Annotated in this window: 24 protein-coding genes, 5 pseudogenes and 1 riboswitch; of the genes and pseudogenes, 19 read left to right on the forward strand and 10 right to left on the reverse strand. The window is 44.7% G+C overall.

Annotated elements, in window-relative coordinates:
• The first annotated feature begins 2 nt into the window (after window positions 1–2).
• The 3 genes from BAMF_RS22420 (at window position 3) to BAMF_RS22430 (ending at window position 6,232) form a co-directional block, all read left to right on the forward strand.
• Window positions 3–2,123 carry a cellulose biosynthesis cyclic di-GMP-binding regulatory protein BcsB gene (locus tag BAMF_RS22420; protein WP_013351055.1) on the forward strand — a complete coding sequence of 707 codons (2,121 nt, stop codon included), beginning with the start codon at window positions 3–5 and terminating at the stop codon, window positions 2,121–2,123.
• 134 nt (window positions 2,124–2,257) lie between these two features.
• Window positions 2,258–2,404, forward strand: a riboswitch (cyclic di-AMP (ydaO/yuaA leader).
• Between the two features lie 156 nt (window positions 2,405–2,560).
• Window positions 2,561–4,381: an APC family permease gene (locus tag BAMF_RS22425; RefSeq protein WP_013351056.1), complete on the forward strand. Its 1,821-nt coding sequence runs from the start codon at window positions 2,561–2,563 to the stop codon at window positions 4,379–4,381.
• A gap of 129 nt (window positions 4,382–4,510) precedes the next feature.
• Window positions 4,511–6,232, forward strand: coding sequence for a pyruvate oxidase (locus tag BAMF_RS22430; protein ID WP_013351057.1), 1,722 nt, complete (start codon window positions 4,511–4,513; stop codon window positions 6,230–6,232).
• Between the two features lie 138 nt (window positions 6,233–6,370).
• Here the strand turns inward: BAMF_RS22430 and BAMF_RS22435 are convergent, their stop codons facing one another.
• Complete coding sequence (locus tag BAMF_RS22435) at window positions 6,371–6,808, reverse strand: GNAT family N-acetyltransferase (RefSeq protein WP_013351058.1); 438 nt, start codon at window positions 6,806–6,808, stop codon at window positions 6,371–6,373.
• Window positions 6,809–7,165: 357 nt separating this feature from the next.
• Here BAMF_RS22435 and BAMF_RS42150 point away from each other — a divergent pair, with 357 nt between their 5' ends.
• From BAMF_RS42150 to BAMF_RS41970, 8 genes and pseudogenes are all read left to right on the forward strand, one after another.
• Entirely contained in the window at window positions 7,166–7,300 is a 135-nt protein-coding gene (locus BAMF_RS42150) for a LysM peptidoglycan-binding domain-containing protein (protein WP_014471448.1), read from the forward strand.
• Window positions 7,269–7,523, forward strand: a pseudogene (locus tag BAMF_RS42155) (peptidoglycan-binding domain-containing protein); the annotation flags it as partial. The gene BAMF_RS42150 and the pseudogene BAMF_RS42155, both read left to right, overlap by 32 nt.
• A 234-nt stretch (window positions 7,524–7,757) precedes the next feature.
• Window positions 7,758–8,624: a YiiX/YebB-like N1pC/P60 family cysteine hydrolase gene (locus BAMF_RS22445; protein ID WP_013351060.1), complete on the forward strand. Its 867-nt coding sequence runs from the start codon at window positions 7,758–7,760 to the stop codon at window positions 8,622–8,624.
• A gap of 2 nt (window positions 8,625–8,626) precedes the next feature.
• Window positions 8,627–9,580: a hypothetical protein gene (locus tag BAMF_RS22450; protein WP_232502497.1), complete on the forward strand. Its 954-nt coding sequence runs from the start codon at window positions 8,627–8,629 to the stop codon at window positions 9,578–9,580.
• A 56-nt stretch (window positions 9,581–9,636) separates the two neighbouring features.
• Complete coding sequence (locus BAMF_RS41730; RefSeq protein WP_013351062.1) at window positions 9,637–9,819, forward strand: hypothetical protein; 183 nt, start codon at window positions 9,637–9,639, stop codon at window positions 9,817–9,819.
• 75 nt (window positions 9,820–9,894) lie between these two features.
• Window positions 9,895–10,098 carry a DUF2651 family protein gene (locus BAMF_RS22455; protein WP_232469715.1) on the forward strand — a complete coding sequence of 68 codons (204 nt, stop codon included), beginning with the start codon at window positions 9,895–9,897 and terminating at the stop codon, window positions 10,096–10,098.
• A 195-nt stretch (window positions 10,099–10,293) separates the two neighbouring features.
• Window positions 10,294–11,367: a response regulator aspartate phosphatase gene (locus BAMF_RS22460; protein WP_013351064.1), complete on the forward strand. Its 1,074-nt coding sequence runs from the start codon at window positions 10,294–10,296 to the stop codon at window positions 11,365–11,367.
• Window positions 11,367–11,501 (forward strand): hypothetical protein, encoded by a 135-nt coding sequence (locus BAMF_RS41970; RefSeq protein ID WP_014469765.1) that lies wholly within the window; start codon window positions 11,367–11,369, stop codon window positions 11,499–11,501. Before BAMF_RS22460 ends, BAMF_RS41970 begins: the two co-directional genes overlap by 1 nt.
• Before the next feature lie 49 nt (window positions 11,502–11,550).
• On the opposite strand, the pseudogene BAMF_RS41735 reads toward BAMF_RS41970, so the two are convergent.
• From BAMF_RS41735 to BAMF_RS22475, 4 genes and pseudogenes are all read right to left on the reverse strand, one after another.
• Window positions 11,551–11,740 (reverse strand): annotated as a pseudogene (locus BAMF_RS41735) (hypothetical protein).
• A gap of 261 nt (window positions 11,741–12,001) precedes the next feature.
• Window positions 12,002–12,214 carry a spore germination protein gene (locus BAMF_RS22465; RefSeq protein ID WP_013351065.1) on the reverse strand — a complete coding sequence of 71 codons (213 nt, stop codon included), beginning with the start codon at window positions 12,212–12,214 and terminating at the stop codon, window positions 12,002–12,004.
• A 284-nt stretch (window positions 12,215–12,498) separates the two neighbouring features.
• Window positions 12,499–12,765, reverse strand: a complete 267-nt coding sequence (locus tag BAMF_RS22470; protein WP_013351066.1) for a hypothetical protein — start codon at window positions 12,763–12,765, stop codon at window positions 12,499–12,501.
• A gap of 106 nt (window positions 12,766–12,871) precedes the next feature.
• Window positions 12,872–14,149 (reverse strand): Nramp family divalent metal transporter, encoded by a 1,278-nt coding sequence (locus tag BAMF_RS22475; protein ID WP_088030479.1) that lies wholly within the window; start codon window positions 14,147–14,149, stop codon window positions 12,872–12,874.
• A 644-nt stretch (window positions 14,150–14,793) separates the two neighbouring features.
• On the opposite strand from BAMF_RS22475, the gene BAMF_RS22485 reads away from it, so the two are divergent.
• Window positions 14,794–15,147, forward strand: a complete 354-nt coding sequence (locus BAMF_RS22485) for an antifungal polypeptide (protein WP_041481595.1) — start codon at window positions 14,794–14,796, stop codon at window positions 15,145–15,147.
• A 58-nt stretch (window positions 15,148–15,205) separates the two neighbouring features.
• Here BAMF_RS22485 and BAMF_RS22490 read toward each other — a convergent pair.
• The 3 genes and pseudogenes from BAMF_RS22490 to BAMF_RS22500 all read right to left on the reverse strand — a co-directional run.
• Window positions 15,206–15,421, reverse strand: a pseudogene (locus tag BAMF_RS22490) (DUF2188 domain-containing protein); the annotation flags it as partial.
• A gap of 57 nt (window positions 15,422–15,478) precedes the next feature.
• Window positions 15,479–15,886, reverse strand: coding sequence for a DUF5360 family protein (locus tag BAMF_RS22495; RefSeq protein WP_012116851.1), 408 nt, complete (start codon window positions 15,884–15,886; stop codon window positions 15,479–15,481).
• Window positions 15,883–16,248 (reverse strand): DMT family transporter, encoded by a 366-nt coding sequence (locus BAMF_RS22500; protein WP_041481596.1) that lies wholly within the window; start codon window positions 16,246–16,248, stop codon window positions 15,883–15,885. The genes BAMF_RS22495 and BAMF_RS22500 overlap by 4 nt, the downstream gene beginning before the upstream one ends.
• 116 nt (window positions 16,249–16,364) lie before the next feature.
• Here BAMF_RS22500 and BAMF_RS22505 point away from each other — a divergent pair, with 116 nt between their 5' ends.
• The 4 genes and pseudogenes from BAMF_RS22505 to BAMF_RS22520 all read left to right on the forward strand — a co-directional run bounded on the left by BAMF_RS22505 (window position 16,365) and on the right by BAMF_RS22520 (window position 18,408).
• Complete coding sequence (locus BAMF_RS22505) at window positions 16,365–17,171, forward strand: EcsC family protein (protein ID WP_013351071.1); 807 nt, start codon at window positions 16,365–16,367, stop codon at window positions 17,169–17,171.
• Window positions 17,172–17,271: 100 nt separating this feature from the next.
• Window positions 17,272–17,574: pseudogene (gene gsiB, locus BAMF_RS22510) on the forward strand (glucose starvation-inducible protein GsiB); the annotation flags it as partial.
• 139 nt (window positions 17,575–17,713) lie between these two features.
• On the forward strand, window positions 17,714–18,055 hold the full coding sequence (locus BAMF_RS22515; RefSeq protein ID WP_013351073.1) for a cupin domain-containing protein: 342 nt from the start codon (window positions 17,714–17,716) through the stop codon (window positions 18,053–18,055).
• Complete coding sequence (locus tag BAMF_RS22520) at window positions 18,049–18,408, forward strand: YdbC family protein (protein WP_013351074.1); 360 nt, start codon at window positions 18,049–18,051, stop codon at window positions 18,406–18,408. The genes BAMF_RS22515 and BAMF_RS22520 overlap by 7 nt, the downstream gene beginning before the upstream one ends.
• Before the next feature lie 24 nt (window positions 18,409–18,432).
• Here the strand turns inward: BAMF_RS22520 and BAMF_RS22525 are convergent, their stop codons facing one another.
• On the reverse strand, window positions 18,433–19,254 hold the full coding sequence (locus BAMF_RS22525) for a manganese catalase (RefSeq protein WP_013351075.1): 822 nt from the start codon (window positions 19,252–19,254) through the stop codon (window positions 18,433–18,435).
• 83 nt (window positions 19,255–19,337) lie between these two features.
• Window positions 19,338–20,391, reverse strand: a pseudogene (locus tag BAMF_RS22530) (TRAP transporter substrate-binding protein).
• A gap of 80 nt (window positions 20,392–20,471) precedes the next feature.
• Between BAMF_RS22530 and BAMF_RS22535 the strand changes: the two are divergent.
• From BAMF_RS22535 to dctP, 3 genes are all read left to right on the forward strand, one after another.
• The gene (locus tag BAMF_RS22535; RefSeq protein WP_013351077.1) at window positions 20,472–22,094 is read left to right on the forward strand and encodes an ATP-binding protein; all 1,623 of its coding nucleotides are present in this window, start codon (window positions 20,472–20,474) and stop codon (window positions 22,092–22,094) included.
• Window positions 22,069–22,740 (forward strand): response regulator, encoded by a 672-nt coding sequence (locus tag BAMF_RS22540; RefSeq protein ID WP_013351078.1) that lies wholly within the window; start codon window positions 22,069–22,071, stop codon window positions 22,738–22,740. The genes BAMF_RS22535 and BAMF_RS22540 overlap by 26 nt, the downstream gene beginning before the upstream one ends.
• A gap of 108 nt (window positions 22,741–22,848) precedes the next feature.
• Window positions 22,849–24,105, forward strand: a complete 1,257-nt coding sequence (dctP, locus tag BAMF_RS22545) for a C4-dicarboxylate transporter DctP (RefSeq protein ID WP_014469777.1) — start codon at window positions 22,849–22,851, stop codon at window positions 24,103–24,105.
• Window positions 24,106–24,188: the final 83 nt, after the last annotated feature.

A 24,188-nucleotide genomic window follows, 5' to 3' on the forward strand; every position in this document is an offset into this window, starting at 1 on the left:
TTTTGAAAAAAGCGATCATATTGATAACAGGCCTTTTGCTATTGATGTATAACGGGCAGAAGGCCGCGGCTCAGGAATTAAAAACGGACGGTTCCGCCCTCGGAAAAAGCGCCGGCGCAAAAGAGCAGCAGGCGCTGACGGGTGATCTGATGACACTGTACGGGGCGAAAGACAGCTCAGAACTGACCTACCAGATTCCTGCGGGGGCTTCAGATGCCAATCAGTCGCTTCTGATTGATTACGAGGCGTCAAATTTATTAATTGCCCCGTCTTCTTTAACCATTGCCATTGACAATGAACCCGTCAAATCCATAAAGCTTGACGGCAGCTCCAAGCGGAAAACGGTAAAGCTCAATCTCAGCAAAAGCCAATCCGCCCAAGGCTATCACAATGTATCATTGCAATTTTACGGTGTATTAAAAGAGGGTGTCTGCGTCAGGCAGGATACGTCAGGCAACTGGATAAAGATTTATCCGGACAGCCGCCTTATGCTTTCAGAAGCAAGCAAGTCCAAGGGAGCGGATCTCAGCCATTTCCCGTATCCGTTTGCCCAATCAGGCAATACGGGTGAAGAAACCGATATTATCCTTCCTGACAAACCGACCTCGGCGGAAGCGGAAGCCGCAGTCAAAACAGAAGGATTTCTGAAAACGGCGGACAGCAGGCTGAAAGTATCATACGTAAAAGAATCCGATGCAGGCAAAATCAGCAATCCGTCAATTGTCATCGGCGCCGGACATCATTGGAACGGCAAAATCAAACAGCTTATCGAACGGGGAAATATCAAAGCGGAAGGAAACAAACTCCTTCTCGCGGAACGGGTGCTGACCGCCGGAGACAAACGTCAGCCCGTCCTGTTTGTCACGGCACAATCAGACAAAACGCTGGCAGATAAAATCCGCGTCATTACAGACAGCGCTTATTCAGGCCAGCTGAGCGGAGACTCACTGATGATCGGCCGTCTTCAGCCCGCTGCTGAAAAGACAGGCAATAAACTGACACTAGACGATTTCGGCGCGGGAAATGTAACGGTCGGATCAAACAAAACGGCGTCAGAGCACTTCTTTTACCCTGCGGCGGCCGCTGTTGATAAAGACGGGCAGGTCAAGCTTTCGCTCACATTAAAGACGTCGGAATCGGTCCGGACGAAGACGGATTCTAAAGATGTTGACGCTGAGAGAGCAGAGCTTAACGTCATGGTCAACGGACAGCCGAATGCGGTGCATCTTGATGATCTCGGCAATAAGGATAAAGACGGGTTTTATCACGTCACAATTCCGATTGATCCGAAGCTTTTGCGAAGCAGCAGGTATATTGATCTGCAATTTGTCACATCAGGTTTGAAAAATAACAATCCGTGTATCGACCGTGACGAAAACAAATGGGTCTATATTGATAAAAGCAGCACGCTGACTTACCCGGTAAGCGGCGCGACGCAAAAACCGGATTTCGGGCAATGGCCGCTCCCGTTTGCAGGTGACGTGAAGAAGAAAACAGTGATCGTCATCCCGGATAACGTAAACATGCAGACACTTAAAGAACTTTCTCTGGTGACGGACTCATTCGGAAACGGCGCCCGTCAGGCATATACCGTTAAGACGGCATCAGATATGAAGGAAGCGGACGCCAAAGGCCGGAATGTTGTGTTTATCGGAGGCTTGCCGCAAATTCCGCTTTTGAAATCAAACGCATCTAAGCTTCTCGTGCCGTCAGACCGAAGCGGCGCTTACGATGTTTCTTCGTTTCAGATGCTGAATGAGACGACGAAACAAATCGCATTTACACAGGAATCACCTTGGGACTCCGGCTCCGGCATAGCTGTTTTTGCTCCGTTATCAGGAAGCGGCGCGGCTGTCACAAAAGAGCTGATCAGCTTTTTAGACAGCTCAAGCGAAGCGGCAACCGTCATCAACGAAACGGGCAGCAAGCAGCTGTTTTCGAACCATCAGCAAATCAAATCCGATGACAGCAGTCCATCGGCTGATACGAAAAACCCGTCCGCCGCACCGAACGTCACGTATATCGCTGTTTTCGCAGCGCTTATTCTCATTGCGGCCGGTCTGATATGGCTCACGGCAAGAAGGAAAAAAAGAAAAACGGGCAATGAAAAAAGTGAAGAATAATGAAAGGAAAAGAGGCTGTTAACAGGCCTCTTTTTCTGTATTTTTATTTCCATTTTTGGGGGAGGTTTTTTTATTTTTGAAACAGCATAAAAGCCCCTTTACAACCGGACGGGACGGGAGTATGATCTCTTTTATAATCTATATCGCTTAATCTGTATCCAGAGCGGGGGAACCAATTTGCGGCGCATGATGCCGCTTGGGGTGAATCCTTTTTCAGGTAGGGCCAACTCTCATAAGCCCGAATCCGACAGCTAACCTCGTAAGCGTTCATGAGAGGAGATGAATGAAACCTGTGCACGATTATGGCGCAGGGGCATCCGTTTGCCTCTGTGTTTTTTTGCCGTGCTGAAATATGGCATGCAATCAGCATTCGGAGACATCATAGCAGTAAGGGTTTGTAAATCAAACGGAAAATGAAAAAAAGGGGAAGACAACAAATGTACCATTCAATCAAAAGATTTTTGATTGGGAAACCACTGAAATCACAGGCGGCCGGAGAGCAGAAACTGACGAAACTCAAGGCGCTCGCCATGCTTTCTTCAGATGCGCTGTCATCAGTTGCTTATGGAACGGAACAGATTCTGATCATTTTGGCCACGGTAAGCGCGGCCGCGTTTTGGTATTCCATTCCGATCGCTTGCGGCGTTCTCATTTTGCTGCTTGCTTTGATTCTGTCCTACAGACAGATTATTTACGCTTATCCGCAAGGCGGAGGAGCTTATATGGTTTCAAAAGAAAACCTTGGTGAGAAGCCGGGCCTGATTGCGGGCGGCTCATTGCTTGTTGATTATATTCTGACGGTGGCGGTAAGCATTTCTGCCGGAACCGACGCCATTACATCGGCATTTCCGGCTCTGCACCCGTATCATCTGTTCATTGCTGTTTTGCTTGTGATTCTGATTATGATTTTAAATTTGAGAGGACTGTCAGAGTCGGCGTCCATACTGGCGTATCCCGTCTATCTGTTTGTGGCGGCGCTTGTCCTTTTGATCGGCGTCGGGCTGTTTAAGCTCATGACGGGGCAGGTTCATCCGGCCGAACACACGCCGATCGGCACACCCGTAGCGGGCATCACGCTGTTTTTGCTGCTGAAGGCCTTTTCTTCGGGCTGTTCGGCGCTGACTGGTGTTGAAGCCATTTCAAACGCGATCCCGGCTTTTAAAAATCCTCCGGCGAAAAACGCGGCCCGCACTCTGGCCATGATGGGGATTCTGCTGGCGATCTTATTTACGGGGATTACGGTGCTGGCGTACGGATACGGCACAGGACCGAAGCCTGACGAGACCGTCATTTCGCAAATTGCCGCGGAAACTTTCGGCCGCAATACGGTGTATTATTTCATTCAAGGCGTTACATCACTGATTCTCGTGCTTGCGGCGAATACGGGCTTTTCCGCTTTTCCGCAGCTGGCGTTTAATTTAGCGCGCGATCAGTATATGCCGAGAATGTTTACGGTTCGCGGCGACCGATTAGGCTTTTCAAACGGAATTATCTTTCTCGGTATCGCATCCATCCTGCTTATTCTATTATTCGGCGGCCGCACGGAACATCTCATCCCGCTCTATGCCGTCGGCGTGTTCATCCCGTTTACGCTGTCGCAGACGGGAATGTGCATCAAGTGGATCCGGCAGAAGCCGAAGGGCTGGGCCGTTAAAATGCTGATCAATTCTTGCGGCGCCGCCATTTCATTTATGGTGCTGTGCATTTTATTTGCGACAAAGTTCAATCTTGTCTGGCCCGTGCTGTTATTCATGCCTGCTGTCGTCATGCTGTTTTTCGTCATTAAAAATCACTACACCGCAGTCGGCGAACAGCTGCGGGTCGTTGATCAGCAGCCTGAAGAAATTAAGGGAACCGTCGTCATCGTCCCTGTCGCCGGGGTCACCACCGTCGTCCAAAAATCAATTCAGTATGCGAAATCATTATCGGATCAGGTCATTGCGGTTCATGTTTCCTTTGACAGAGAAAACGAAAAGAAGGTGGAAAAGCGCTGGGAAGAGCTTGATAACGGTGTCCGTCTCGTAACCCTGCATTCCTCATACCGCAGTCTGGTTCACCCGTTTGATAAATTTTTGGAAACGGTCGAACAGAAAGCAAGAAAAGAACAGTTCTCCGTAATGGTGCTGTTTCCGCAATTCATTACGAAAAAACGCTGGCAGACCATCCTCCACAACCAATCAGCCTTCTTGCTCCGCGTCCGGCTGTTTTGGAAGAAGGACATCATCGTCGCCACACTGCCGTATCATTTTAAAAAGTAACATCAAAGACCGCAGGCCTTAGTGCCGCGGTCTTTTTTTCGTCAAACGCTGAGAATGCTACAGGTGCACGTCCCCGTGTTTCAACCCGTTGTAAAAAGGGCATGAATACAGGTAAAAGGAGGATGCAGTATGCCAAGTAAAACAGCAGGACATGTAATGACAGAGCTGCTTGAACAATGGGGAGTCGGTCATATATACGGCATTCCCGGAGACAGCATTAATGAATTTATCGAAGAATTGAGACATGAACGAAACAACCTGACATTCATCCAAACCAGGCACGAGGAAGTCGCAGCCCTGGCCGCCGCGGCTGAGGCAAAACTGACCGGACAGATCGGTGTCTGCCTTTCCATCGCAGGGCCGGGGGCCGTTCATCTGCTGAACGGTTTATACGACGCCAAAGCGGACGGCGTTCCGGTGCTGGCGATTGCGGGACAGGTTGCTTCCGATGAAATCGGCCGTGACAGCTTTCAGGAAATCAAATTAGAGCAAATGTTTGAAGACGTGGCGGTATTCAACCAGCAAGTACATACGGCAGAAGCGCTGCCCGATCTTCTGAATCAGGCGATCCGTACGGCTTACAGCAAAAAAGGGGTTGCCGTCTTAACCGTATCTGATGATTTATTCGCGCAAAAAATCAAACGGGAGCCGGTTTATACGTCGCCGATATACCTTAAAGCTGATATAGAGCCGAAAAAAGAGCATCTCGTGACATGCGCGCAATATATTAACAACGCAAAAAAGCCGGTCATTCTCGCCGGCCAAGGGTTAAAATCGGCAAAAGAGGAGCTGCTCGCATTCGCCGATAAAGCGGCCGCGCCGATTGTCATTACTCTTCCGGCAAAAGGCGTCGTGCCTGACAGCCATCCGCACTTTCTCGGGAATCTCGGGCAGATTGGCACAAAGCCCGCCTACGAAGCAATGGAGGAATGCGATCTCTTGATCATGCTCGGCACATCGTTTCCGTACAGGGATTATCTCCCGGACGATACGCCCGCCATCCAGCTTGATTCGGATCCGGCGAAAATCGGCAAACGCTATCCAGTCAATGCGGGAATCGTCAGTGATGCGGCTCTTGGGCTGAAAGAGCTGACGGAATACATTGAATATAAAGATGACAGAAGATTTTTAGAAGCCTGCACCGAGCACATGAAGCATTGGTGGAAAGAAATCGAAAAGGATGAAACCGAAGCGACTCATCCGCTCAGGCCGCAGCAGGTCATTGCCCGGCTTCGGGATGCTGCCGCAGAGGATGCCGTCCTGTCAGTGGATGTCGGAACGGTCACGGTGTGGATGGCCCGGCATTTTAAAATGAAGAAGCAGGACTTTATCGTATCAAGCTGGCTCGCCACGATGGGATGCGGGCTTCCGGGAGCCATTGCCGCAAGCCTTGCCGAACCCGGACGGCAATCCATCGCCATTTGCGGAGACGGCGGATTTTCAATGGTGATGCAGGATCTGCCGACGGCTGTTAAATATAAACTGCCGATTACGGTTATTATTTTAAACAACGAAAATTTAGGCATGATCGAATATGAACAGCGAGTCAAAGGCAACATCGACTACGTCACCCAGCTGCAAAATGTGGATTACGCCGCCTTTGCAGAAAGCTGCGGGGCAAAAGGGATCAAAGTGACGAAACACGAGGAATTGGCTCCCGCTTTCCATGAAGCGCTCAACTCAAATGAGCCGGTCGTCATCGACGCCGTCATCGGCGACGAGCCGCCGCTACCGGGAAAAATCACCTACGGCCAAGCGAAAGGCTTCAGCAAATACATGCTGAAAAACTTCTTTGAAAACCAAAAAATCGAAATGCCGTCTCTCAAGAAAAGCTTAAAAAGGCTGTTTTAAAAGCCGGCGTTTATAAAAAATAAACAGGCAGCATGCCTGTTTATTTTTTTATTTGTTATTAGGCCCTCTCATTTACTCAGTTGAGCCGTAGTAAAAGCCCGGCTGTTTGTTCTGTTTTTTCAATAATGTCATGTCGGATTATATGGTATAGTTCAACCAATCTCCAAGAGAACCGCCCATCTTTTTATAGAACCTTTGTGCACGGTAATTATCAGCTGCAGTTATCCACGACATATGTGCATACCCGTTTTCTTTTGTGAATGATTCGCATCTTTTAAACAGTTCTTGGGCTGCTCCTGTACCTCTTGCGTTTTCTGCCACGAATAAATCATTCATTACTGTTATTTTATCTGCTTTCGTTGTGCTAAAACTAAAATATAATGTTGCAAAGCCAATGAGCTTACCATCTTGTTCAGCAACGAATTGAATACCGCTGTTCTTTTCAAATAACATTTCAATCAAATTATGTATATGTTCAATCGGCGGTTTAGGTCTTTTATAAAAATCGACGATATATAAATACATTAAATCGGTCAATTGGTTTATATCATAGGGTTCTGCGCTTCTGATTATCAAATGTTTCCCTCCTCACTCTGTTTATTTTATTATATAAAACTTACAAAAACATTCGGAATTATGCAATATCTTTATTGGGACTGTCTTATTGATCCATTAGTTCTTATCAGTTTTACTGACCTCTTTCATGATAAGGAAGTGCTCAGTAGTTCAAACCTGCTTGGAAGCTTAGAGGACGGGAACCGAAAGTCTATCGCATTGAAATCTGTGGAAATGGCATGAAATCAGCGATGGCTGATCAAAAAACTTATGAAGGACCACCTTATCAGCAAAAACGGGAAAAAGACCGGTGGGGCGACGTACACCATAAAGAAAGGGGATGGATTATCCGTCATAGCACAGAAGACAGGCGTTAGCATGGCAACCCTCCAAAGCTTGAACGGTATCAAGGACCCGAACCTGATCAAAGTCGGCCAAGTATTAAAGCTGACCGGTTCGGCCGGCAACAAAAGGCAAGAAATCATCTTACACGTTGCCGCCAGGCGTTTTTAAAGAGACAAGCCTTAACTAAGGGGACGGCCGTAAACAGATTCAATCGGCTCTGGCGGCTCTCTATTACTACCCGGACAAAGAGGCAAAGAATAATGCAATAGACGGCTATTACGGATCGAAGACAGCAAATGCAGTCAAACGGTTCCAGTCCATGTATGGATTGACTGCGGACGGTATTTACGGGCCAAAAACGAAAGAAAAAATGTTGTCTCTTCTGAAATAAATGAAACAGCCCTTTAAAGGGCTGTACCACAATTCTATATATTTCATAAAAATAAAGAAGTATATAGAATTGTGGTTCGTGCCAATGGTAGAATATGTTTGTTGGAAATGATATTTCAAATACTTGTAAAGTTGTGTAAAATTTGAAGGTTAACCTTACGAAGAAATAGTGAAACAACACATTGCCTGGTAAACATTGTTTAAAGCCCAAATCCTATAGTTCAGTTGGCACTACATGTCCCGATTTTGTGACATTATACACTCAATAGAAAAGATTAAAATATCCCGAATAATTCAAAAAAGGTGTTTACAAACCTTATTTAGTTCCTATATCTTAGAAAAGAAGGAAAAATTATTCAATAGTGGGAAAAGTGCACATGCTGAAGGATTTCCGCAACTTACTAATGAAAAAGTCCAAACGGAAATACAGGAAATGAAAGATGCCGGCATGACAAGTGAGGAAGTACAGAAATTCTATGAAATGAGTAAAGAAGAGTATGCGTATGTACAAGAACATGCGGAAGACTTGTATAAGGATTCCCAAAAAGAAATCAAAGAATTGAAAGCCTCTGGTCAAATTGATGAAGTTCTTCCTAAATACGAGGAGCCTGAATATCAGCACAAGAACCAAATCGCAGCAAAAGCGTTAGGTACAAAAGGTGATGTTCTTACAAGCTATGAAATTAATTCTGGAAGTTGGTCTATTGGTGTAGGACATGCTGCGATTGTTTCAACTAACAAATCAAAAACAGTTGAAGCATGGGCGAAAAGCTGGAGTCCTATAAACCAAGATGGAGTTCGCAGATATAATAATAACTGGGGAAGTAAAAAGAAAGTTTATGGTCTATGGGTTAAAAAGTCGAATAACAATAAGTATATAAATGCTGCAAAATATGCGGAAAAGCAAGCAGATAATAAAAAGAAATATAATTTCAACTTTTTTAATAAAAAGACAACTGCTAAATTTTATTGTTCTCAATTAGCTTGGCGTTCTTGGAAAAACCAAGGTATTGATATTGACAATGTCAAATGGGACACTGTTGTAACACCAATGGAGCTTGTAAAATCCAATAACACAACAATCTTTTATCACAAGGGTTAACATTGACAAAAACAATCGGTGCTGCACCGGTTGTTTTGTCATTTCAAAGGGAGGAAAAAATGAATAGACTTAAGACCCTGTTTATTTTCATTTGCATACTGATAGTCACAACCTCTTGTAGTCTCATCCCAACTGGGAATGAAAAAGAGGAAAGAAGTAGTAATAGCAAGACTGCATTAAAGAATATTGACAATGCAAAATTTATTGTTGGTTTTTCTAACACTTTAGATAGGGGAAGTGAGATTGGGGTTTACAGTGAAGATGGTACTAAAATGGATAGCTTGGAATTGAAAGATGGTATAAATTTCACGATGTCTTCATATAACAAAAACGATACGTTCTTCTCATCAAATAGAAGCAATAATCACTTGATGATAGACAATAAAACTGGAGCAATAAACAAAATAAATGAAAAGAGTTTGTCGAAAACAACTGAGGATGAAGGTGCTTTCTTTATAAACAGTTCTGGCGGTTATATCATCCATGACATTAACGTTGGATATACAGACAAAGGGCTGGAAAGTGAACTGGTATATTGGAAGGGAAACAGCCGAAAAAACAAGAAACAAATAAAGCTTGACGGAGAACTTGGATCAGCAATCGTCGCTAAAAATAAAATTTATGTCATTTCAAGTGATGAAGAAAGTATGTCCATCATTTCAATTAACCTAGAGACAAATAAGCAAGAGAACAAGGCATCCATACCGAATAAAGGGATATACTTCATGGATGAAAAGGATGCATTCCAAGCTCTAGATGAAAATACATTTGTACTGGCAGTTAATGATAACGTGAATGAGAAAGAGAATTCTAAGCTCATATTAATAGACAGAGAGACGCTTAAGGTAAAAAAAGAAGTCGAGATGGAGAAAGGGTTTCATCCTGCAAAATTGAAAATATTAAAAGATAGCATCTTAGCTGTTTCTTTTGATGGGAAGCTGCAGGTGTTTGAATAAAAAAATGGTTAAAGAAAAAATCTTTCGATTTTTATGCTGGGGATGATAACAAATTAATGAATGATGTTCAATTCAATGACAGAGAGATGTATGTTTTACTCAAAAACTTTGATATCCAGCGTGATAACAAGCTTGGAGATATCACTTCTTATGATTTGAAATCAGGAAAAAAGGTAAAAACAATCCCGCTAAAAGCAAATAAAGAGTGGGAAATCGCCCGGTTCGAAATTTTAAAATAAGTTGGAGGTGTTTATATTAGCCCGCTTTTGAGCCCTGCATATATCATACTCATCATTCTTCCGGCAGCTTCTTTCTTGCTGGGGATAATAGGGTATTTCATCTTTCAAAAAGTATGGACTATGGTTGTCGTCGTATTGATCCTGTCATTGATATTTATGTTTGTTGTAATAGGAGCAGAGCCAACATTTTTAGTTTGGGTGTTTATCATGACGGGAGCCTGCCTTATCTCCGGTTCAATCACTAAGACTATAATGAATTTTACAAAGCGAAAATATTAAATGGAATAATCATAAGAGTGTACACCAAAACCATAATCCCAAAAATCCCGCGACGAAAATTGCGGGTTTTTTTCGTTTTCACTTTTTGTTCAAATAGTTATAATATTACAAAAATAGAGATTAGAGGGAGAGGTATATATGGACCAAGTTTTGCCGTCGTCCCAGGTTGGTGTCAAGATCAATGAATAGTACAAAATGATTCGTCAGTTCAGTGTGCCTGATGCTGAGATTTTAAAGGCTGAAGTAGAACAGGAAATAGAGGAGATGGAAGAGGATCAGGATTTGCTTGTTTTTTATTCATTGATGTGCTTTCGTCACCAATTGATGTTAGATTCCTTGGAGCCGGAAGACAGATATAGAGATCGCCCCACAGTCGACGAACTGCTTGAGAAAATAGAAAAACCGCAAAAAAGACTTACAGGCCTCTTGAAATATTACTCATTATTTTTTCGTGGTATGTATGAGTTTGATCATAAAGAGTATGTTGAAGCGATAGGCTATTATCGCAAAGCAGAGAGAGAGTTGAATGCTGTATCAGATGAAATGGAGCAAGCTGAATTTCATTACAAAATAGCTGATGCCTATTATCAAATTGATCAGCACTTTGTTTCCCTCAATCATTTAAAAAAAGCCAAGCAATTGTTTGAAAAAAGTCAATTATACAAAGTGAAAGTGATTGGCTGTAATATGATGGTTGGTGCTAACATGTACGATATGTACAGGCTGACGGAGGCCGAATCATATTATCGGGAAGCATTAAGTATCGTCCGCGGCTTGGAAGAGGAAAAAGTGAAAAGAATTATAGGAGTGATCTTTCATAACTTAGGCTTAGTTTATTTAAGAGGGAAAAATTTGATTGCTGCTGAAGAGAATTTCAAAAAGGCAATAGACGTGAAAGAACATATTGATACAGTGTATGGGGTGAGATCATTATATATGATGGCAAATGTCCTGTACCAATGTGGTAAAGTCAAGGAAGCGCGTTTCTTTTATGAAACGGCTTTAAATCGTGCCCGGACTTCTAATGAAGAAGAATATTTGGCTAAATTAAAAATCATTAATTCATTATACGAGGAATATAATGAAACAGCAGTGAAACAAAGCTTAGGTTACTTAGAAGAGAAACGCCTTTGGTCTGATTTCGCAGAGCTAACTGAAAAATTAGGTGACTTTCATTTTGAGAAGAGGAACTATGTAGAGGGAAGAAACTTTTTAAAGAAAACCATACATGCCCAAACACAAATACTTAAGGTTACGGAGGCTATATAATGAAGAAACTTTTAATTAGCTCCGCTTTAATCGGTATTCTTTTCACTGGATTATTAAGTGTGACAAATGTTTATACTGCTGAATTGAATGAGTCTGGAACTTTTTATATCGCCGAAAAAGCTATAAATATTTAATTGTACTCCCAATTCAGTTCCCCGCCTTTTAAGGTTGGGGTTTTTCTTTTTAAAATCTCCACCGGTGTTTGTGCTTATCCCATTTCAACATACGCTGCCGCATGAGGTTCTTGACCGCTTCACGTATAGCCTGTAATCCTTTACCGGTTTTTCTCTTCAACTCATCCATTGAGGATTTTTCCCGAAGTGAGTCATGTTAAAGATAATCCGGTACATTTTTTCCGCTCAAAATCATTCATTCGAATTACCTCCTCGAGTAAATAATACAAGAACGAACATTCCCTTTTCAATTTGAAAAGCAGACAGACAAAAACTTTCAGGATGGACCTGAATCCCCCTCTAATTATAGAAGGGGATTCAGCAATCATCCGTAATCTTACAAAAAGGCAAGAAGATGCTTTGCACGCTATATCGAATTTCTTAAATCAGTATGGGGTGCATCAATGCCTCTATGAATCGCCAAATAAGGCGTTTTTTTCATAATATCTTTCACAGCCTCGCTAAAACGATTTCACAACATTCTGATCTGAAAATTGTTGGCCAATCATTTCCGCCTGGCTTACAGAGTTGTTTTGGATGACGATTCCAGTATTTAAGCCTCCGGATCCAAACGCTGTTTTTGAAGCGGTGATAGGGGTGATGGTTAACGCGCCGCCGACATTGACAACTCCGTTTCCTGATAAGTTGTTAATTTTAATAGGGGAACCATACATACTCTTTTGTCTCCTCTCACTTCAAGCTGTTAACTATATGTATGCTGTCATTTTGAATAAGATTAAACAACGCGGCAAAAATTGCCGAAAGCTCCGGCAATTTCTCTTTTGCTAGGGATAATAGAGCATTTCATCTTTTGAAAATTTTCATTGATATGTTTGTTGTAAGGGGCAGAGAACGTTTTTCATTTGGGTGTCTGTCTTGACAGGGGTTTGCCTTATCTCCGGTAAGATAATTTCAAGGAAAAACAAAACAGGCTGTCGAGAAGATCCCGACAGCCTGTTTATTTTTGTTTGCGTGAAAGAGCGAAGAAAAACGGGAAGGCGGAACCGGCCAATAACGTACCGAATAAAAACATTCCCCCGATGAACACATGATAGTTCACTCCGCCGATCCAAAGCCCCGTGATTAAGGAAACGATGCTCAATGCGATCATCACAAAGCCGGGAATCAGACGTTTCTTACCCGTTGTCCGATAAGCAATAAGAGAACAGAAGATGCCGATGACAATCGGCACAATCCACAGATAAAAAAGGATAAATACTGACATAAGCAAAACTCCGATTTTTTCTTCTATCATACCAAAAACGCCCGGAAAAAGATACGAACGAGAGCCGACGGCCAAAAGAAAAACCGGCCGAGATGGGCCGGTTTTTCTAACGGAATGAATCGTAAATCACAAACAGATTAAGCGCGATCACCAAAACCGCAATCAGCCAGGCGAGAGCCGTAACCCATTTTCGGTTCGTCAGGACGCCCATCAGGCGTTTGTTGCTTGTAAACATAATCAGCGGCACAAGCGCAAAGGCGATGCCGAATGAAAGAACAACCTGGCTCCATACGAGCGCTTCTGTGGCGTTGATTCCTGAGATAATGATGATCATCGGAGGAATGATGGTAATGAAACGCCGCAAATAAAGCGGGATACGGTAACGGATGAAGCCCTGCATGATAATATCGCCTGACAATGTGCCGACAGAAGAGCTTGAAAGCCCTGCGGCCAGCAGTCCGATCCCGAAGAGAATTGCTGAAGCCGGCCCGATAAAGTGGCCGAATTGCTGATAAGCCACGTCTAAATCCTCCACATACAGTCCGTTCTTGAAGAAAAGAGCGGCCGCGACAATCAGCATGCTTGCGTTAATCGCCCCTGCGATTACCATCGCGATGAGAATGTCAATCGTCTCGAATTTAAAAATCTTTTTCCGCTCGTTATCCGTTTTTCCGACGACACGGCGCTGCGTCAGGGCGGAATGTAAGTAAATGGCGTGCGGCATCACGGTTGCACCGAGTATCCCGGTTGCAAGAAGCACACTGTCCATTCCATCGATTTTCGGGATGAACAGCCCTTCGAGTACGGAAGCGGCGTCAGGCTTGGCAAAGAAGGTTTGCAGGGCGAAGGCGATCACCACGACAAACAGAAGTCCGGCAATGCCCGCTTCCAGCGCCCGGTAACCCCGGCGCTGAAGCTCTAAAATCGCGAATGATCCGATCGCCGCGATAATGGCCGCTTCAATCATCGGTATGCCGAACAGCAGATTGAGCCCGAGGGCCGCTCCGATAAACTCAGCCAGATCAGTCGCCATAATCACCAGTTCACCCTGTATCCACAACCCGGCGGATACCCATTTCGGATACCGGTCTCTGGCGATTTCCGGAAGGTTTTTACCCGTGGCGATGCCGAGCTTCGCGGAAAGGACTTGAATTAAAAAAGCCATCAAGTTTGAAAAGAGAATGACCCACAACAGCATATACCCGTATTTCGAACCAGCTGAGATATTCGTAGCGAAGTTTCCCGGATCAATGTAGGCAATCGCCGCGATAAATGCGGGACCTAAAAAAGGCAGAAGCCGCTTGAATCCCTTGCTTTTGCCGTCAAGTGCATCCTGAACGGCTTTTGATTGCAGTGATTGTGCTGAGATGTCTTTGCTCATTATGTCTCACCTAAATTCCGATAGATTTTTAGCTAAATAACAAAAAGTTTCCTAGATGCAAATTATTTTATCTACATCATAAATCCGCTATTATGAGTTGTCAAGCTCTTTATGTTCAATAACCAGTACATTTTTTCCCCGTTTTATCTATGATATGTATCCCGCCCGAGAAAGGTCCGAAAATGCAAAAGACATCGTTTCGGAATAGAAACGATGCCGTTTTCAAACGATGTTCCTCCATGCGCGGATCCTTTGAGCGTTCTTTAAAAAGGTGAAAGAGTACACTTGCCCATAAAACCTTAGAACCTTCCGATCGCCGGCACTGAATGGAGAAAATGCCGGCACATTGCCTCCGTGTGCCGGGTAAATAGAATAATAATGAATCTTTCCTTTGGAAGATAAAACCTTTCTGTACCATTCAAATGACCTCCGGCAAAACCTCTGCTTCTCTGAATAAACGTTTGAATCCGCGGTATATAAGTGATTCAGGACCAATAAACCACAGTTATTTATCAAAACAAAGAAAGGTTTTATCATTTGCGCGGAAATGAAGTTGGAGCATTAGACTTATTTCAGTCTTCCTGGCAAAAAAGTATAATAACGTCAGGAAAGCTTTCCAGCCATATGATAAAAGAGTGGGAATTTTCTTGGTACGTCGTTTGTCGGTCTTTTCTTTAGCTATGATTTTTGCTGTTTCTTTATTCGCTTTTGGCGGTTCTGCCTCAGCTGCAACTTTTACACCTAAAGCTGAACCGGACGTTTCCATTTTAGCAAGCGGGGGAACAGTCGGTATTTACGGTGCTAACATGCGCTCATGCTCAAAGGTCAGCTGTTCAACGATTACAACATTCTCAAGCGGTAAAACAATTACAGGTACTTGGGTAACCGGAGAATATGTACAAGGTCACTACACCAACTCTGATAAATGGCTGAAAGTCACGTATGCAGGAGCGACAGGCTTTGTTTCAGTCACCACTCTGTCTTATTATTACGGTTTATAATCAGAAAAACCTCGTTCTCTTGAGAGCGGGGTTTTTCCTTTATTCCGATTCAATTTCCGCGTTTCGTTTCATCATCGTGTTTCATCAGCTGATCGATTTCTTCCTTAGAAGCGTTTTTTTTCCACTCTTTCGCCTGACTTGTCGCAATGGGGATGGCCCGTCCTTCTTCATAACCCTCATCCAACATCGCATTCGCGATTTCGATCGCTTTTTTCCTCACGGGTTTCTCAAGATTCTTTAATGATTGCGGATAATCTTTCATAGACCAAGGCATGTCTATCACTCCTTTATGAAATGTGTTTCCCGCCTGAAGAAAAAGAAAACCGCCTCATCAAAAAGAATGACAGCTATTTTTACGAGAGACCAGCAATTTCCGAATAAAATATAAAGGATAAAGAAGCAAATACAGATTGAATGCCCACCACATCAGATCAAAATCACCGATAAATACCCAAAAGGCAATCGCTTGCAGGCCTGAACAAAAGGTCAGCACAAGTGATATTAATGCGAAAGGGCGCCATAACGCATGTTTCCGTTTATAAAGAAACAAGCTGTACAGCCCGGTTATCGAAATGAAAATATCTAAGGGAAAGAATGACCAGTTCCAGGCCATGATCATGGCGTTATCATAGTCTTTAAACACCATGTTTTTTGGAATCCACTCAAAAAAAGTAACAATCCAATAAACGATAAATCCAATATCTGTAATGAGGAAGAGAACCTTTAACCCTTTCATCATCTGTTTCTGTCCGTATGAACGCTGATGCGGTTTGATGACGTTTCACTTTCAGAAATAAAGTTTAAGGAAACGACACCGATGATGATGAGAAGAACAGCGACAGCTTTTATGACAGAGAACTGTTCATGAAAGAAAAAAATTCCGATCAAGGAAATCAGTACGATCCCCATTCCCGACCAAACCGCATACGCGATCCAGACACTTATATATTTCAAAGTCAAAGTAAGAAAACAAAGGCTGCCGATATAAAACAATAACAATAAAATACTTGGGACAAGTTTTGTAAATCCATTTGATAATTTCATGCTGACCGTACCCATTACTTCAAAAATGATCGCTAAACTCAAATAAATCCAATATATAGAATTTAAAGAAAATTAAACAACGGAATGTTTTCCGGCTAAAAAACCCGGTCGGGTAAGAAAACACCATAAAGGTATACTATGAAGAAAGAATTCAGAAAGGACGTGCAGGACGGGTGACAGAAGAACGGGCAGACCTGGAAAGACAATTGAAAGACATTCAAAAATGGGAAAAGGCGCAGCAGAGGGTGATGTTCTGGAAAACGCTCACCCGCCTGCCGTTTCAGCTTTTGGACAAGCTGACACCTCAATTTATTCAGAGGAAAATCGGACGCATTCTCGATGAAACGGGAACGTTTATTCAGTCAGGCGGACAGTATCTCACATCAGAAAAGCGCATTATCAAAAAGTTTCAGAAACGGCTGCCGCACGGCACATGTCAAACGCTTCACGATATCCGGAATGCGCCGCTTGCTGTCATGGATGAAATCGCAGAAGCCATAGCGCGCACAAGCGTAAAGACCGCCACGGTGCAGGGAGCCGCAACGGGAGTCGGCGGCGTGTTTACGCTTGCGGCAGATATTCCGGCGATGCTCGGTCTGTCCTTAAAGACGCTGCAGGACATCGCGATTGCCTACGGCTTTGATCCGAAAGACAAAAAAGAACGAGTGTTTATCATCAAATTGCTCCAGCTGGCATCCAGTGACGTCATCGGAAAAAAAGCAATCCTGCGGGATTTACAGCAATATGATCAAAACGACCAAACCTATCAGCGCATTGCCTCGCAAATTCAAGGCTGGCGGGAAGTCGTTTACAGCTACCGCGACACGTTCGCCGCGAAAAAACTGCTGCAAATGGTTCCGGCCGCAGGCATCGTCTTCGGCGCCTCCGCCAACCGTTCAGCTTTAGAAAGTATTGCGGAAACAGGCATCATGCTTTATAAAAAGCGCCGGATTCTAAAACGCCTGAAAGATATAGAATGATAAAAAACCACCCGAAAACACATTCAATGTGTTTTCTTTGTTTATGAGTTCTGAAATCGGGAAACCAACAACCAACACCAATTAAAGGAGGAATTCAAAAATGGCACAAGAAAACAAAATGAGCAGAGAAGAAGCAGGTAAAAAAGGCGGACAAGCTACAAGCAATAACCATGACAAAGAATTCTATCAGGAAATTGGTCAAAAAGGCGGAGAAGCCACAAGCAAAAATCACGACAAAGAATTCTATCAGGAAATCGGTGAAAAAGGCGGAGAAGCCACAAGCAAAAATCACGACAAAGAATTCTATCAGGAAATCGGTGAAAAAGGCGGAGAAGCCACAAGCAAAAATCATGACAAAGAATTTTATAAGGAAATCGGCCAAAAAGGCGGAAACAGACGCAGCAGCTAATAAAAGCATAAAAGGCAGACAACCTGCAGATCAAAAGCGATCCGGCGCATCAGCTGGATCGCTTTTTATTTTGGGAAAATCTTGTTCTGGGCCGGCGTTGCGGTACAATAAATGAAAAAAGGAGTTTTCACTCGTGTCTGAAATGCAAAATTTACTCGCCATCGCCAATAAAGTCAAAGAAAAACACGACAATTTTTCAATCGCGGAGATCAATGACCACTGTGTGCGCCTCGCAGTGTTTACGGGAGAATATGACTGGCACCATCACCCTGACTCAGATGAATGGTTCATTGTTCTTGAAGGTGAGCTTCTGATCGATTTTAAGGACAAAGAAACTGCAGTGCTCAAAGCAAATGACAGCCTGCTCATCCCGAAAGGCACTATTCACCGTACACGCTCATACGTCAGAACCGTGAATCTTTGTGTCGAGCATACGCATGCGAAAACAGTCATCACAGAGGGACTGCCATGCTGATCAAAAAGATTGTATGTGAAACAGACGTTGCAAACGCTGAAGTATTTGCGCAAGCACAGTCACGGTGGGGAGCATTATCACGTGTAAATGGCTTCGTCAAACAGGCCGGCGGCTGGCGGAAAAACGCAGACGGTCTGTTCATCGCAGAGATCATCAGTGTTTGGGAGAACAGACAGGCCTATGATCATTTTATGGAGAACGAACATGACCGCATATACGAAGAAAACGAGCAGAAGGCTGCGATTCTTTCAATAGAAGTGATGCTGTACGAAGAGGATGAACCTTTCATTCACGGGCTGTTACATCATCCGGACATCCGATACGAACCTGATTGGACAGTTGTGCGCACATAAAAAAAGCCCTTTTAGAGGGCTTTTTTATTTTCGTCCGGGAAGCGTGTTGTGGACATAAGGCGGGACAGGATCCAGCTTAGCTATTTCGCCGTGCGCTTTCGGTTCTTTTTCGTATTCGAACGGTTCGCCGTCCGGCGCTTTTTCCTGCAGCCAATTCTGTTCAGCGCTTTCTCCGCCGTCTGAGAAATGAATAAGCTTATGGGAGAATGACTGTTTTTCCAGCGCCTTCGGGAATGTGGAAGGAACGATCGGGCCTTCCTGTGCCTCTAATTCTTTAATAGCCGCAAGCCATTGGTTTTGGTGCATCGTGTCACGCGCCAGCAGGAAGCTGAGCATATCTTTCACACCTTTATCATCGGTCATTTCATACAGGCGTGCGACTTGAAGCCTTCCTTGTGATTCGGCGTTCAGATTGGCGCGGAAGTCTGCCAAGAGGTTTCCGCTTGCGACGATATAGCCTGCGCTCCACGGAACGCCCGTGCTGCTCTCCGGCATTGCGCCGAGCCCTGAGACAATGGCATGGTGCGGGTTCATGCCGCCTAAAATGGACCCGATGACCGGATCATCAGCCGCTTTTTCCTGCTCTGCCAGCGGAGCATCTTCTAACAGTCTCGCAATCATCGTCGCGATCATTTCAACATGGCCGATTTCTTCCGTCGCGGTGTCCATCAGGAGATCTTTATATTTTTCATTGCCGCGTGTATTCCAGCCCTGAAACAAATATTGCATGGCGACGGATATTTCCCCGTATTGCCCGCCTAAGATTTCCTGCATCTTTTTTGCGAACAGCGGGTCAGGACGATCCGGTTTGGCCGGATGCTGCAGTTTTTTCGTATGTGTAAACATGTCTCCATCTCCTTTTTTTATTTGTCCCTACTTACTTCCCCGTCAGGAAAAGGGATGAAACGGAGATGGGCGTATTGGTCCTGCTAAGGATCGCGGCGCAAGGATAACAGATCTTCCACAAGCCCGCGGCCGATCACCTGCTCATATTGCCCGTAAACCGGGTCGAGACGTTTCATCCATTTTTTCTTTTCCGCTTTCGTCAGCACGTGAATATTGATGGATGAATTCTTCTTGATTTCTTCAAGCTGGTCTTTATTCATTTTCTCAGCGGAGGCTTCGTTCCATTCCGTCGTTTCTTTCATTGCCTCCGTTAAGATGGTTCTCGTTTTTTCAGTCTGTGAATTCCAGAAATGCTCGTCGGTCATTACGGCATAACCGAGGTATCCGTGATTGCTGATTGTCAAATAAATCTTGAACATTATAAAATTTTTTAGAATAGATATTTGAAATCGTATTTTCCTCTCCGTCTACGAGATTGCTTTCTAAGAGCTGAAACGTGGAATTAAAAGAATCCTGCCGCGGCTGCGCGCCAAGCAGGCGGTACTGATCCTCTATTACACTGCTCGGCATGATCCTGAGAGCCTGTCCCTTTAAGTCATCCGGTGTGAAGATCGGCCCTTTATTTGATGTGAGCTGCTTAAACCCGTTTGTCCAGTACGCCAGTCCTTTCAAATGATGCTTTTCTAAAGATGCGAACAGGCGGGTGCCGATTTTGCCGTTTAAGCCTTCCTGCACGGCCTTATAGCTGGTAAACGCGTATGGCAGATCCAAAACACCCCATTCGGGAGAGAGTGATCCGAGCTTTGAGGTGGAGGGAGCGATGAATTGCACGTCCCCATTTTGAAGGGCGTTTATTTCTTCATTATCTGAATAGAGGCTCCCGTTTGGAAACACCTCTACTTTAATGGTGCCGCCGGACTTTTGATAGACCAGGTCGGCAAACTTATTCGCTGCCCGCCCTTTAGGCGTGTTTTCAGCAACGACATGGCTGAATTTGAAAACAATTTGATCTTTCAGGCCTTCCTGTTCGTCATCATAATACGGATCTTCCGTTGAGAAACGATCATGAAAGCCGATGAATAAAGCGGTTCCAATACCGAGTACCATCAGGCTGAGACAAGTCAGCAAGCTTTTCATCGAAAACCCCCTCCGCCATTTTCTATAACAAGCATAATCGGGCGGGCCGGTTTCGTAAAGAGACGGAAAGGAAGAGGCCAATGACGAAAAAAAAGCTCACCATCCGCTGGAAAATCACCATACTTTCTTATATCGTCGTGCTTTTTACCTTTTTGATCGTAGGCATCGTGCTGATCGGCAATATTCAGCATACAGAAGAGCGCGAGCTGAAAAAACGGCTGATGAATACCGCGCGGACGGTATCTGAGATGACGGATGTCAAACGCGCTCTCGAGCAGAAAAAACAGAGAGAAGACGTGCGCCATGCGGTCGAAGAAATAAGGATCATCAATGAAGCGGACTACATCGTCGTCATGGATATGGATCATATCCGCTATTCACATCCCGTCAGCACAATGATCGGAAAGCGTTCAAGGGGCGAGGACGAAGCAGCGGCGTTCGCCGAGCACATTTATTTTTCTGAAGCAAAGGGAGAGATCGGCACCGCCGTCCGCGCTTTTTATCCCGTAAAAGACCGGGATTTGAATCAGATCGGTGTCGTCCTTGCGGGTAAAACGCTGCCGGGCTTTGGTGAAATTCTTCTTCAGCTGAAGCATGAAATTCTGTTTATCGTTCTGTTGGCGCTCGGCTTCGGACTGGCGGGCTCCTTTTTGCTGGCCCGCCACATCAAAAAACAGATGTTTTGGCTGGAGCCTCATGAGATCGTGAGAATGTATGAGGAACGGACCGCTACGTTTCATTCGATGAATGAGGGTGTCATCGCGATTGATAATCAGCACCACATCACCATTTTTAATGAAAAAGCGAAGCAGATATTCAATGTCAGTCAAGATACCGATGGCAGATTGATCTGGGACGTATTAAAAGATTCCCGGCTCCCTGAAATCGTCGAGCGGAACCAAGCTGTATATAATGAAGAAATCCAAGTCAGCGGAAAGGTGATCATGAGCAGCAGAATTCCGATCGTCATGAAAAAGAAGGTCATCGGAGCCGTCGCCATTTTCCAGGACAGGACGGAGGCGGCGAAAATGGCTGAAGAACTGACATGCGTAAAAAATTTTGTCGATGCGCTCAGAGTCCAAAACCACGAACATATGAACAAGCTCCACACCATCGCGGGACTGATTCAGCTCGGAAAATCAGAAAAAGCGCTCCAGCTCGCTTTCAAGGCATCGTCAGAACAAGAAAGCGTCACTGAATTTCTTCATCAGGCCATTCAGAATGACGCCGCGGCGGGGCTTTTGTTAAGCAAAATCAAAAGAGGAAAAGAGCTCGGCATTTCTGTGAAAATTGATGAAAACAGCAGCTTCTCGGAATTTCCGGAGCATGTCGACCAGCATGACATCGTCGTCCTGCTCGGCAATTTAATAGAAAATGCATTCGGCGCATTTGAAACAGCGGACACGGAGGACAAACACATTGACATCAGTATCGAGCAAAATGATGAAGTGCTTGCTATATTAATAGAAGACAACGGAAGCGGGATTTCCGATCAGCACATCCCGCGCCTTTATGAAAAAGGGTTTACCGTCAATAAAACGGGGGGCACGGGATACGGATTGTACCTCGTCAAACAAATCGTCGACAAAGGGATGGGCGTCATTGAAGTTGACTCACAGCAGGGACAGGGAACGGCATTTTCAATTTTATTTCCGATGAAGGGGGAGGAATCATTAAATGGACATCAAGGTGCTGCTTATTGAAGATGATCCGATGGTGCAGGAAGTGAATAAAGAATTTATCACCGGTGTTTCGGGGTTCAGCGTCATCGCCACGGCCGCTAACGGAGACGAGGGAATCAGGCTCATAAAAGAACTGCGCCCCGACCTCGTGATATTAGACGTGTACATGCCGAAAAAAGACGGCATTAAAACGCTCCAGGAAATCAGAAAACAAAAGCTCGAAGTGGACGTCATCATCGTCTCGGCTGCAAAAGACAAAGAGACGATCCAGCTTATGCTGCAAAACGGTGCGGCCGATTACATTTTGAAGCCGTTCAAGCTGGAGCGGATGAGACAGGCGCTCGAAAACTTTAAACAATATAAACGCAAAATCGAAGAGCATGACACCATGTCGCAGGATCAGCTTGACGCGCTGCTTAAAATTCCGCAAAATCAGTCCCGGAATCTGCCGAAGGGGTTAAATCATTTTACGATGAATGAAATTTTGACCTATATGAAACAGCAGACGGAGCCGCTTTCAGCTGAAGAAGCCGCCAAAGCGCTCGGAATCGCCAGGGTGACGGCGCGGCGTTATCTCGATTTCCTTGAAAAGGACGGCCAGATAAAGCTGGACATTCAATACGGAGGAGTGGGCCGGCCGGTTAACCGCTACAAATTCGTCCATTAGCCAAGACCAAAAAGACCAAAATGTCCGTTATGATCATAAGCTTCCCCTCTCTTCATGAAAACGCTATCATTTGTACATAGACGCAGCGAGAGGCAAGGGGGAGTAGGGATGAAAATTTTCAAAAATCTCACGGTGCAAGTCATCACGGCGGTCATCATCGGCGTCATCGTCGGGCTCGTATGGCCTGAGGCCGGGAAACAAATGAAACCGCTCGGCGATACATTTATCAATGCGGTAAAAATGATTATCGCCCCGATCATATTCCTGACGATCGTGCTTGGCATCGCCAAGATGGGAGACATGAAAAAAGTCGGCAAAGTCGGGGGAAAAGCATTTATTTATTTTGAGGTCGTAACCACTATCGCCCTTATTATCGGACTTCTGGTCGTCAATATCATGAAGCCGGGTGAAGGGCTTGATTACAGCAAGCTTGAAAAAGGAGATGTCTCTCAGTACACGCAAAACGGGGGACAGGGAATTGACTGGATTGAATTTATCACTCACATCGTTCCGTCAAACATGGTTGACGCTTTTGCGAAAGGCGATATTCTTCAGGTCTTATTCTTTTCTGTTTTATTCGGGGTAGGTCTGGCGGCGCTGGGTGAGAGAGGCAAAAGCATTATTGATTTCTTCGATAAACTGTCACACGTCTTTTTCAAAATCATCGGCTACATCATGCGCGCGGCGCCGATCGGCGCATTCGGGGCCATGGCCTATACAATCGGCCACTTCGGACTGGATTCCATCAAGCCGCTGGCGAGTCTGATGCTGTCTGTATACATTACGATGTTCCTGTTTGTATTTGTCGCTTTGAATATCATTTGCAGAATATTCGGTTTCAGTTTGTGGAACTATCTCCGGTTTATCAAAGATGAACTGCTCATCGTTCTCGGCACAAGCTCTTCTGAGTCGGTTCTGCCGCGGATGATGGATAAAATGGAGCGCTACGGCTGTTCAAAATCGGTTGTCGGCCTTGTCATTCCGACGGGATATTCCTTTAATCTGGACGGCACCTCGATTTATCTATCCATGGCGACGGTTTTTCTGGCGCAGGTGTTCGGCGTTGACCTTACGATCGGTCAGCAGATTACGATCATTCTCGTGTTGATGCTGACATCAAAAGGCGCGGCGGGCGTAACCGGAAGCGGATTTATCGTGCTCGCCTCCACCTTGTCAGCGCTTCAGGTTATCCCGCTGGAAGGGCTTGCGCTGCTCCTCGGTGTTGACCGCTTTATGAGTGAAGGAAGGGCGATCGTCAATCTGATCGGAAACGGAATCGCCACCATTATCGTAGCCAAGAGCGAAAATGAGTTTGACGAAGTGAAAAGCACACAGGCCGTAAAAGAAATGAAAACGGCGGTTTAAAAGGGGAGGAACGGCATGCATCGGGCATGCCGTTCTTTTTTTCGGCCGCTATGAGTAAAAAAGATAAATTTGTTTAAATTTAT

This window comes from Bacillus amyloliquefaciens DSM 7 = ATCC 23350 (genome assembly GCF_000196735.1).
GTDB lineage: Bacteria > Bacillota > Bacilli > Bacillales > Bacillaceae > Bacillus > Bacillus amyloliquefaciens.